We start from the raw sequence: 11,208 nt of genomic DNA on the forward strand, positions 1-11,208 counted from the left end.
ACACGCCGTGATCATTGCGGGGAGTTGGGCGCACCCGCGAGCACAACGCGCAGACCGAACCCAGCCTGCACTCAGGCGTTCGAAGGAGTCGTCCGTGAAAATCAGGAGAAAGTTACTGCTCGGCTTGGCCGTGTCGCTGGTCGCGGCCGGGCTGGTGGCCCCCACGTTCAGTCCCGCGTACGCGGCCTCACTGACCGAGGTGACCAGCTTCGGTGACAACCCCGGCCGGATGCGCATGCACATCTACGTGCCGGACAACCGCCCGGCCAGGCCGGCGACGGTGGTGGCCATGCACGGCTGCGGCGGATCGGGCCCCGGCTTCTACTCCGGCAGCGAGTTCGCCAGCCAGGCCGACCGGTACGGCTTCATCGTGATCTACCCCTCCGCAACCCAGCAGGCCGGGTTCGGCAACTGCTTCGACGTCTGGTCGGACGCCGCCAAGCGCCGCGGCGGCGGCAGCGACCCGGTCTCCATCATGTCGATGGTCCGTTACGCGCACCAGCAGTACAGCGCCGACCCCGACCGGGTCTACGCGACGGGCAGTTCGTCCGGCGGCATGATGACCAACCACATGCTGGCCCTCTACCCCGACGTGTTCAAGGCCGGGGCGGCATTCATGGGGGTGCCGTTCAACTGCTTCGCCAACGCGGCGGACTACCCGCCCGGCAGCAGTCAGTGCACTGGCGGCAACATGAACCGGACCCCGCAGCAGTGGGGTGACGCGGTACGCCAGGCCTATCCCGGTTACTCCGGTCCGCGTCCCCGGGTGCAGCTGTGGCACGGCACTAACGACACGCTCGTGCCGTTCTCACTGTTGCAGGAAGCCGTCGAGCAGTGGACCAACGTGTTCGGGCTCAGCCAGACGCCCACCTCGACCGACACGCCGCAGGCCAACTGGAACCGCCGTCGGTTCGCCGACACCAGCGGCACCGTCCAGGTCGAGGCGTACAGCATCCAGGGTGCCGGTCACAGCCTGCCCTCCGGCGGCATGGCCGCATCCGCCGTCCAGTTCTTTGGCCTGACCAACCCGAATCCCACCACGCCGCCGCCGACCCCGACGACACCGCCGCCGAGCCCCACCACGCCGCCGCCGACCCCGACCACCCCGCCGCCGGGCCCCGCCGCCTGCCGGGTGGCCGTCGCCGTCAACGCGTGGAACAACGGGCTCACCGAGAACCTCACCATCACCAACACCGGCACCAGCGCGATCAACGGCTGGTCACTGGTGTTCACCCTGCCCGGTGGTCAGAACATCACCGGCGGCTGGAACGCCACCTACTCCCCCAGTTCGGGGCAGGTGACGGCGCGAAACGTCTCGTACAACGCCGGCATCCCCGCCAACGGGTCGTTGACGATCGGCTTCCAGGCCACCCACACCGGCAACACCGCAAGGCCCAGCTCGTTCACGCTCAACGGGGCGTCCTGCACGGTCGCCTGACACCGTCGCACTCCGGGGAGGGCACGTTCGCGTACCTCCCCGGGGCGCCTGCCGGGCCGCTGGGCAGCAGCGGCCACCCCGACACCTACGACTCGACCCGGACCCCTTGCGCCAGCAGCCCGTTCACGAGGGCGCGGAGGCCGTCGACGTACGTGTCGCGTGGGGCCAGCACCGCCCAGCGGTCACCGAGCGCCGCGAGGTGCGGCAGCTTCTCCGCGTCGATGTTGCCGAAGAACGCGCCTCGGTGGTTCCCCCCGTCGCCGCCGCCCCGGCGCGCGGTGTGCGATCGGACGAGAATCTCCCCGACCGTGTAGTACCAGATGCTACGGAAGACGTAGACGGCGTGGTCGGGGGTGCAGCCGTAGTCGATGGCGCCGGCCACCACCGCCTCGACCAACCCCAGGGGCGAGTCACCGAGCCGGGCGATGAATCCGTCGGTGGTGAGTACCTCGGCGGCCCACGGCCACGCCGCGAGCGCGTCGTGGATCGTGGCGGCAGCGGCGATGACGCGTTCCTGCGGTTCCTCCGGCAACCCAGGATGGGAGACCTGCTCGCCGTACTCGTTGATCAAGAGGAAAAGTAGGTCCTCTTTGTCCTGTACATGATGGTAAAGAGTGGTCGCCCCGACGCCGATCTCGGCGGCCAGCTTGCGGATGGTCAGCCTCTCCCATCCGTTGCGATCGATGAGGCCACGCGCGGCGGCCAGGATCTGGGCGCGAGATGTCGTCGGCGGTCTGCCTGCTTTGAGTCGCGGCGCATTGACTTGGGGCACCGCCCCATCATGCCCCCTCCACCAACCGGGCTGCTTCGAGGTGACGCGCTAGACAGCGACCCAAGGCCGATGCTAATTTCAGAACGCGTTCGAAAACTCGGCGCTACCCGTCACTACGACAGAGGACCGGTTTTGCGGTGACGAACAAGGCATTAGTCAACGGACAATCAGCAATCGACCGGGGCGCCCGGCCAGGGCTCACCCTGGCCGCAGTGGCCGTCGTGCAGTTCATGGTTTCGCTGGACCTGTCAGTCGTGAACCTCGGTCTCCCGGAGATCGCCGAGAGCCTCGGCTTCAGCGAACTGGGCCTGACCTGGGTGATCCACGCCTACGCCCTGGCCTTCGGCGGGCTGCTCCTGCTCGGCGGCAAGATCGCCGACCGGTACGGCCACAAGCGCATCCTGCTCATCGGGCTGGTCGTGTTCGGCATCGCCTCCCTCGCGGGCGGCTTCGCCGACGTGCCGGGGCACCTGGTGGCCGCCCGCGTCGCACAGGGTGTCGGGGCCGCCATGCTGGCACCCGCCGCGCTGGCGTTGCTGACCGCGACCTTCCCCAGCGGCAAGGCCCGGGTGAAGGCGTTCGGCGTGTGGGCCGCGATGAACGCCGCGGGTGGTGCCCTCGGCGTCCTGATCGGCGGCGTGCTCACCGAGTACGCCGGCTGGGAGTGGGTGATGTGGGTCAGCGCTCCGATGGCCGCGCTCGCCATGATCCTGACCTGGCGTGGCATCGCCCGGGACCTGCCGGTCGCGCCCGAAGGCCGGCCGGACGTGCTGGGCGCGCTCCTGGCCACCGGCGGCATGACGCTGCTGGTGCTCGGCATCGTGCGTACGGACCGGTACGCGTGGAGTTCGATGGTCACCCTCAGCACGCTGGGGGCTGCCGTCGTGCTGCTCGCCGCGTTCGTCTATGTCGAGCGGACCACCACCCGCGACCCACTGGTCCGGGTCGGCCTGTTGGCCAACCGCTCGGTCGCGGGTGCCAACACCTACAACCTCATCTTCGGCGCCACCATGGCCTCGGCCTTCTACTTCGTCTCCCTCTACCTACAGCGGGTGCTCGGCACCAGCCCGGCGGAGACCGGGCTGAAGTTCCTGCCACTGGCGATCGGCGTGGTCGTCGGTTCCGTCATCGCCATCAAGCTCGGATACAAGGTGCCCGCCCGTACCCTCATGATCGCGGGTGCGCTGGTGAGCGCGGTCGGATTCGCCGGGTTCGGCATGATCGACTCCGACGGCTCGTTCCTCGCCGACGTCCTCGTCCCGTCGGTGATCGCCAGCGTCGGCTTCGGGCTCTGCCTCGGGCCGATGGTCTCCACCGCCACGCACGGGGTCGCCCAACACGAGACCGGCACGGCGTCCAGCCTGTTGAACAGCTCCCGCCAGATCGGTGCCGCGCTCGGGCTCGCCGCGCTCAGCACCGCCGCCTTCGAGTACTCCGGCAAGGAGGGCACGCCCAGCGCCCTCAGCGACGGGTACGCCTTCGCCCTGACCCTCGGTGCCGGGCTCTGGATCGTCGCCGCCGTCATCGCGCTCGTCGTGCTTCCCCGCGTCAGCCCGACGACGCCGGCCGAGCAGGACGACCACGAGCTGGTCGACGTGCCGGAGAAGGCGGTCTGACCGACGGCCGGTACGCCATGAATGGCTCACCCGGTGACGGCCAGGGGCGGCACGCGACAACACACGTGTCGTGCGCCGCCCCTGGCCGGACAACACACCGTCGCCGGACTCGCGTGCCCGCACACGGTCGTCCCACCGGCCCCGGAAGTCCGGCCCGGGCCCGGTCCCGCGACCAGGCGGCCGCCCTGCAACGTGGAGGGTGCCGCATCTGAAGGATGGGAAAATGCCCCCAAACGTACCCCGCAGCCGGCGCGTCGGTCGACCACCACGCCTGTCTCTGGAAGCGATCATCGACGCGGCGACCCGGATCCTGCAGGACGAAGGACTGGAGCGGCTGTCGATGCGCCGCCTGGCGAACGAGCTGGGCAGTGCCCCGATGGCGCTCTACCACCACGTTCGCGACAAAGACGAACTGCTGGTCCAGGTGATGGAGACACAGGCCCGGGACATCTCCCGGCCGGCCCTGCCCACCGATCCCCGGGAACGGCTCATCGCCGCCTCGGTACTGCTCTACGACCTCCTCGCCGAGCGTCCCTGGATCGTCGAAGTGCTGACCAGCGACAGCCTGATCGGCCCTTCGGCGCTGTGGATCGTGGAGGAGATGCTGGACGCCGCGATCGACTACGGTCATTCCGCCGACGAGGCCCACCATGTCTACCGCACGATCTGGTCCTACATCGTCGGCAACCTGATCATCCAGGTGGCTAGCTCCCGCCGCCGCGCCCGCGCCGGCACTGCCCACCAGGACGAGGTCATCGCCCGCCTGAGCGCCGACACGCACCCACGGTTGGCGACGATCGCCGACCGGTGGGCCGAACTCAACGCGCGAAAGACTTATCGACAGGCGCTGGCAGCGATCATCGACGGCCTGCTGCCGGCGCACAGCTCAATGAAGCCGCAGCGCACCGGAGCGCACACCGCCCCCGTGGCCACCACCAAGCGGCCAGACCGGCGGGGCGACGTCGATCCGAGCCAGGTGGAGCTGTTCGTCTCCCTGTGCATCCCGCCCTACGGCAATCCGGCGGAGTTCAGCGTGAGCTGGTTCCCCGCGCTACGAACCTGATAGCGCGACCTGACCGACGGGTATGTCGCCGAGAGGAGATCATGTCTCGGCGACATACCCTTCTTCACGCCTCCCGCCCCAGCCCGGCGCGCACGTCCGGCCCTTGAGTATCAGGCATCTAGAGCCGCAGTTGAGGCGAGTGCAGATCCAACCAGGTGTGCAGGTCGAGCACCCTCTCCAGAGCACCACGCATGGCCACCGGCATTCGCGTCGGGTCCTGCGCCACGGCCTGTTGCGCCCAGTTCCGGTCGATCAACGAGAACACCTTCGCGTCCCGGTCGGCGACCAGTTCCTTCACCTGCTGTTGAAGGGCTCCCGCGTACGCCGGGTTCTGGGTCGACGGGTACGGACTCTTGACCCGCTCCACCACCGACCGGGGCAGCACGTGGGCGGCGGCCTGCCGCAGCAGGCTCTTCTCCCGGCCGTCGGAGACCTTCATCGACCAGGGCGTGTTGTAGACGTACTCGACCAGACGGTGGTCGCAGAACGGCACCCGCACCTCGAGCCCCACCGCCATCGACAGCCGGTCCTTGCGGTCGAGCAGAGACCGCACGAACCGCGTCAGGTGCAGGTGACAGGCGATCCGCATCCGTCGCTCGGCCGGGGACTCCCCGTCCAGGTGCTCCACCTCGGTGAGCGCCGCAGCGTACTGGTCTGCCGTGTAGGTGCCGACGTCGAGCCGCTCACGCAGGCCCGGTTCGATGTGGTCGGTGCGGCCGGGCAGGGTCAGCGGCGGGATCACGGTCATCCAGGGGAACGTGCCGGCGTTCAACGCCGCCTCGTGGTGGAACCACGGATACCCGGCGAACACCTCGTCCGCCGCCTCCCCCGACAGGGCCACCGTGGAGTGCTGCCGGATCGCCTTGAACAGCAGGTACAGCGACAGGTCGAGATCGCCGAAGCCGTTCGGGATGTCACGGGCGGCCACCGCCGCACGCCGCACGGCGGGGTCGGACAGGTCGGCGGGGTCGAGCACCACGTCCCGGTGCGCCGACCCGACATGGGCCACCACGTCGCGCACGAAGGGCGAGTCCGGGGTGTCACGCATCTCGTCGGGTACGAAGTTGTCCTCCTGGCCGACGAAGTCCACCGAGAAGCTGCGCACCTGCTCGCCCCGCAAGCCGAGCCGCTGCGCGGCGATGGAGGTGATCGCGCTGGAGTCCAGGCCGCCGGAGAGCAGGACGCACTGCGGCACGTCGGAGATCAGCTGGTGGTCGATCACGTCGGTGAGCAGGTCGCGTATCCGCGCCACGGTGTCGTCGAGGCTGTCGGTGTGCTCGACCGCGCGCAGACGCCAGTAGGTGCGCTGCCGGATCCCGGCGCGGTCCACCGTGACCAACTCACCGGGCAGTACCTCGTGCATGCCCTTCCACAGCGCCCAACCGGGTGCCTTCGTCTGGGCGAACAGTTCCCGCAGCCCGTCGGTGTCCACCACCTTGGGCGCCAGCGGATTCGCCAGGATCGCCTTGGGCTCGGAACCAAACAGGACGCCGTCTGGCGTCGGGTAGTAGAACAGCGGCTTGATCCCCATCCGGTCACGCACGAGGAGCAACTTCTGGTCACGCTCGTCCCAGACCGCGAAGGCGTACATGCCCTCCAGGTGGTCCACGACGCTCTCCGCCCACTGCAGATACCCGCGGAGCACGACCTCGGTGTCGCTCTCGGTCCGGAAGGTGTGCCCGAGCGCCGTGAGTCGTTCGCGTAGCTCCCGGAAGTTGTAGACCTCCCCCGAGTACACCAGGGAGACCTCACCGGCCGGCGTACCCACGCTCATCGGCTGCACACCGCCTGGCAGGTCGATGACCGCGAGGCGCCGGTGTCCCAGCGCGGCGTGCGTACGCACGAACGTCCCTCGGTCATCCGGCCCCCGGCAGGCCATGGTCTCGGTCATCGCGTCGAGCGTCTCCCGCTGGCGCGTCAGATCAGCGTCGAACGACACCCACCCGGCAATACCACACATTTCATCCCTCATTCCACTCGATGTCGTGCGCGATGCTCGTCGGTCCGGATCAAGGGGTGGACGGCCACGGCACCGCCGACGTGGCGGAAATCGCGCGGGCGCGCGCCGTGAGGAGTTCGACCACCGCGTCACGGTGCTCGTCCAGGTAGAAGTGGCCGCCGACGAAGACGCGGGACTCACACGAGCCGTCGGTGGCGTCGTGCCAGCCCGTCGCCTCAGCGGCGGTGACCTCTGGATCCCGGTCGCCGTAGAGCACAGTGACCGGTGCCCGCAGTCGCACGCCGGGCAGCGGCCGGTAGGTTTCGCTCAGGCGATAGTCGGACCGGATGACCGGAAGAAACGCCTGGATGAGCACCGGGTCGTCGAGGATGTCCAGATGGGTCGCCTCGGTGCGGCGCAACTCCTCGATCAGTTCGTCGTCGCTTCCTAGATGCACCTGACCCGGTCGGGCCAGGTGCGGCGCCGGATGCCCGGACACCACCAGCGCCGCGGGCGGGTCGCCCGCCGCCGTGAGACGGCGGGCGACCTCGTAGGCGACCACGGCGCCCATGCTGTGCCCGAACAGGACGGTCGGTGTCGGCGGTCCCGCCAACTGCAGGTCCGCCGCGACGGTGTCGACCAGACCGCGCATGTCCGCGGGGACCGGTTCAGCGAACCGGTCCTCGCGGCCCGGATACTGCACGGCGAGGAACTCGATGTCCCAGGGCGCTGACGTGATCCACGGGCGGTAGTAGCTCGCGCTGCCCCCGCCGTGCGGAAACAGCACCACGCGGGCACGGGCGTAGGGCCGGGGAGCGGGCCTGCGTAACGCCCCCGTGACCAGCTCACCGGCCGACATCTCGGCAGCTCATTCGCTCGTGCCGGAGACCATGGACAGGCTCCAGAAGTCGGCGTAGCGACCCCCACGACGCAGCAGTTCGTCGTGGCTGCCCTCCTCGACGAACTGCCCATCGTCGATGAAGACCACGCGGTCGGCGCGTTGGACGGTCCGCATCCGATGCGCAACCATGACGACCGTGCGACCTGCCATCAGACGTTCGATGCCGTCATGGACGGCCGCCTCGTTCACCGGATCGAGCGCCGAGGTCACCTCGTCGAGCAGCACGATCGGCGCGTCCTTCAACAGTGCCCGCGCGATGGAGACCCGCTGACGCTCACCGCCGGACAGCGACGCGCCGCCTTCGCCGACGTTCGCGGCCCATCCCCCCGGCAGCCGCTCGACGACCTCGTCCAGCCGCGCGGCGGTCGCCGCCGCCCGCACCTCGGCGTCGCTGGCGTCGGGGCGACCGAGCCGCACATTCTCCTCGATCGTGCCGTCGAAGAGGTAGACATCCTGGAAGACGATGGCGATCTGTGCCATCAACACGGCCGGGTCGATCTGTCGGACGTCGACACCGCCCACCCGCACCGCCCCCGACTCCACGTCGTAGAACCGGGCGATCAGCTGGAGCAGCGTGCTCTTGCCCGAGCCGGACGGACCGATCACGGCCAACCGCTGCCCCTGCGGCACCGACAACGACACACCGTCGAACACCGTACGATCGCCGTGGCGGAACGTGACCGCGTCGAACTCCAGGTCGAAGCGCTGCGGTCGGACCGGCTGGTCCGGTTCGGGAAGCGGCTCGGTGCGCAGCACCCGGTCGAGCCGGTCCAGCTCGGCACGGGCGGTGCGCAACTTGCCCCCGATGTCGGACAGCGACAGCAGCGGGTCGGCGCTTCGGGCGGCGAGCACGAGAATGGACAGGACCTCCGCGGCTCCGAGGTCGTTACCGAGCGCGAGATAGGTCCCCAGCACCAGGACGGTGGTGAAGACCGCCTGCACGATGAGGGTCAGACCCACCGCGCCGGGCAGCACCGACATCGTCTGACGGCGGGAGGCAAGCTCCACGCCCTGCAGCGCGTCGTCGAGCAGGCTGAACCGCTCGCCGCTGCGGCCACCGGCCCGCAGCACCGGCTGAGCCTGGAGGTACTCGATGACCCTGGCGCTGGCCTCGTTGTTGCGCGCGGCGTTGTCCGCGTCGTTGGCAGCCATCAACCGCGCGGTCCATCGCTGGGTCAGCACCACGAGCGGCGCCGCCACCAGCGCGGCCAGCCCGAGTTGCCAGTTGAACACCGTGATCACGGCAACGATCGTCAGCGGCGTCACGCAGGCGGAGATGAACGGCCCGAGCAGGTGCGCCGACACGCCCATCGCCGCGAGCAGACCACGGCTGGCCATGACCGACACCTCGCCCACCCGGGCGGCGTTGTACCAGCCGATGGGCAGCCGGGCCAGGTGTTCGCCGAGGCCGTGGTACATGCCCCGCAGCATCGTGGTCCCGACCCGCATGCCGGACAGGTCGCTGGTATAACGCAGCACCGCGTAGACCGCGACGGAGACCCCGAACGCGATCAGCCACGGCCAGGCATCCGACGGGGTGTCCCCGAACAGGGCCCGCAGCACGGGCACCAGCAACGCGTAGAGCAGACCCTCCAGCACGGCGGTCACCGTCATCAGGGCGACCGTACGACGCATCGGCTTGGCGTACTCGTCGCCGAGCACCCGCAACAACATTCTGATCATCGGGAAAGGTCTCCTTGCAGTACACCACCGCGGGCTTCGCTGTCGTCGGCGACCGCCGACTGCTGGGTCCGCCAGAAGGCGGCGAACTTTCCATCCTGGGCGAGCAGGTCGCTCGGCCTGCCCTGCTCGACGACCGCCCCGTCCTCAAGCATCACGACAAGGTCGGCGTCGGCGATGGTCTCCAGGCGGTGGGCGATGACCAGGACGGTCCGGTCGCGCAGCGTCGCCAGCGTCTGGCGCACCGCCTGGTCGGTCTGCGGATCGGCGAAGGCGGTCGCCTCGTCCAGCACCAGCACGGGTGTGTCGGCGGCCAGGGCACGCGCGATGGCGATGCGTTGCGCCTCACCGCCGGAGAGCTTGACCTCCTCGCCGATCACGGTCTCGTAGCCGCGGGGCAATGCCAGGACACGGTCGTGGATGTGCGCCAGTCGGGCGGCACGCATCACGTCCTCGGTGGTCGCGTGCGGAACCGCCAGCGCGATGTTGTCCGCGACCGACGCGCGCAGCAGCCGAACGTCCTGCAGGACGAAGGAGACTCGACGGTAGAGCTCCCTGCTGTCGATGTCGCGCAGGTCGACGCCGCCGAGTCGCACCGAGCCGTCCGTCGGGTCGAAGAACCGGGGCAGCAGCTGCACCAGCGTCGACTTTCCGCTGCCGGACGGCCCGACCACAGCGGTGAGCGTGCCCGGTTCCAGGGTCAGATCGATCCCGCGCAGCACCTCGGGGCCGTCGTCGTCGTAGCTGAACCGGACGTCCCGCAACTCCACCCGGTTGTCCTGCGGGGTGGCCGGACGCGCGGGTTGCGGTAGCGCCCCCACCCCGAGGACCTCGCGGATGCGGCTCACCGCCCGGCCGGCTGCCTGCATGTCGTCGAAGCCGTGGCCGAGGGCCGCCACCGGAGCGGTCAGCCCCAACCCGAGCAGCAGGAAGGGCAGCAGGTCCACCGGTGCCATGTCGCCGGAGGTGATCCGCACCGTGCCGCCGATCAGCACCACCAGCAGCACGAAGGGCGGCGACAGCGCCAGCTGCATGCCGGCGGCGACGGCGGAGACGCCGCGTACCCAGCGGGTGAAGATGTCGACGAACTCGTCGGCGGCGGTGAGGAACTTGCGGTGGGCACGCTCGGAGCCGCCGAACGCCTTGACCACGGCGATGCCCTGCACGAACTCGACGACGGAGGTGGCGATGCGGCCCATCGCCGCGTCGAAGTTCTGCTGCTCGCGGGTACGCGCCGGAGTCATCAGCAGTGGGACGTGCGCGATGGCCAGCACCACGGGGATCAGGGTGATCAGGGTGAGCCGCCAGTCGACGGTCAGCAGGTAGACGAGCGACACCAACGGCACGACGAAGGCGGAGACCAGCTCGCCGGGTGCGTGGGCGATGAACGGGTGCACGGCGGCGACGTCGTCACCGACCACCTTGGCCAGCTCGCCGCTGCGGCGGCGGGACAGCCAGCCGATCGGCGCCTGCCCGAGGCTGCGGGCCAACGCCCGGCGCAGCGACAGCTGCACCTTGCCGTCGAGGACGTGGCCGAGCCCTGACGACGCGCCGCTGAACACCAGTCGGACGAACAGGCCGACCGCGCCGAGGATCACGAAGGTCCATACCCGGTCGGAGTCGACCGGGCCGGGTGACAGCAGGGCGCGCCCCAGCTCGATCACCGCGAACAGCGGCGCCAGCCCGGCGACGGCACCGATGACCTGTAGGACCATGACGGCCGCGAAACTCGGGGCATGGGGGCGCAGCAACGGCCCCGCGTTCACCGGATGCCGTGCCGTGGGAGTGCCTCCCGATGA

The 11,208-nt window shown here is 69.6% G+C and carries 8 protein-coding genes; 3 read left to right on the forward strand and 5 right to left on the reverse strand.

The window, feature by feature from the left end; genetic code table 11:
• Positions 1-94: 94 nt before the first annotated feature.
• Positions 95-1,438, forward strand: coding sequence for a PHB depolymerase family esterase (locus tag O7601_RS22940; RefSeq protein WP_281563149.1), 1,344 nt, complete (start codon positions 95-97; stop codon positions 1,436-1,438).
• 85 nt (positions 1,439-1,523) lie between these two features.
• Here O7601_RS22940 and O7601_RS22945 read toward each other — a convergent pair whose 3' ends face one another.
• Positions 1,524-2,210, reverse strand: a complete 687-nt coding sequence (locus O7601_RS22945) for a TetR/AcrR family transcriptional regulator (RefSeq protein WP_281563150.1) — start codon at positions 2,208-2,210, stop codon at positions 1,524-1,526.
• 212 nt (positions 2,211-2,422) lie between these two features.
• On the opposite strand from O7601_RS22945, the gene O7601_RS22950 reads away from it, so the two are divergent.
• Together O7601_RS22950 and O7601_RS22955 are read left to right on the forward strand one after the other, a co-directional pair.
• Positions 2,423-3,826 carry an MFS transporter gene (locus O7601_RS22950; RefSeq protein ID WP_281563151.1) on the forward strand — a complete coding sequence of 468 codons (1,404 nt, stop codon included), beginning with the start codon at positions 2,423-2,425 and terminating at the stop codon, positions 3,824-3,826.
• 223 nt (positions 3,827-4,049) lie between these two features.
• Positions 4,050-4,889: a TetR/AcrR family transcriptional regulator gene (locus O7601_RS22955; RefSeq protein ID WP_281563152.1), complete on the forward strand. Its 840-nt coding sequence runs from the start codon at positions 4,050-4,052 to the stop codon at positions 4,887-4,889.
• Positions 4,890-5,007: 118 nt separating this feature from the next.
• On the opposite strand, the gene asnB is transcribed toward O7601_RS22955, so the two are convergent.
• The 4 genes from asnB to O7601_RS22975 are packed head-to-tail and all read right to left on the reverse strand — an operon-like array spanning position 5,008 to position 11,124.
• The gene (asnB, locus tag O7601_RS22960) at positions 5,008-6,861 is read right to left on the reverse strand and encodes an asparagine synthase (glutamine-hydrolyzing) (protein ID WP_348650209.1); all 1,854 of its coding nucleotides are present in this window, start codon (positions 6,859-6,861) and stop codon (positions 5,008-5,010) included.
• A gap of 37 nt (positions 6,862-6,898) precedes the next feature.
• Entirely contained in the window at positions 6,899-7,687 is a 789-nt protein-coding gene (locus O7601_RS22965; protein WP_281563154.1) for an alpha/beta fold hydrolase, read from the reverse strand.
• Between the two features lie 9 nt (positions 7,688-7,696).
• The gene (locus O7601_RS22970) at positions 7,697-9,412 is read right to left on the reverse strand and encodes an ABC transporter ATP-binding protein (protein ID WP_281563155.1); all 1,716 of its coding nucleotides are present in this window, start codon (positions 9,410-9,412) and stop codon (positions 7,697-7,699) included.
• On the reverse strand, positions 9,409-11,124 hold the full coding sequence (locus tag O7601_RS22975) for an ABC transporter ATP-binding protein (protein ID WP_281563156.1): 1,716 nt from the start codon (positions 11,122-11,124) through the stop codon (positions 9,409-9,411). The genes O7601_RS22970 and O7601_RS22975 overlap by 4 nt, the downstream gene beginning before the upstream one ends.
• Positions 11,125-11,208 lie beyond the last annotated feature (84 nt).

Source organism: Verrucosispora sp. WMMD573 (genome assembly GCF_027497175.1).
In the GTDB taxonomy this organism is placed as follows: domain Bacteria; phylum Actinomycetota; class Actinomycetes; order Mycobacteriales; family Micromonosporaceae; genus Micromonospora.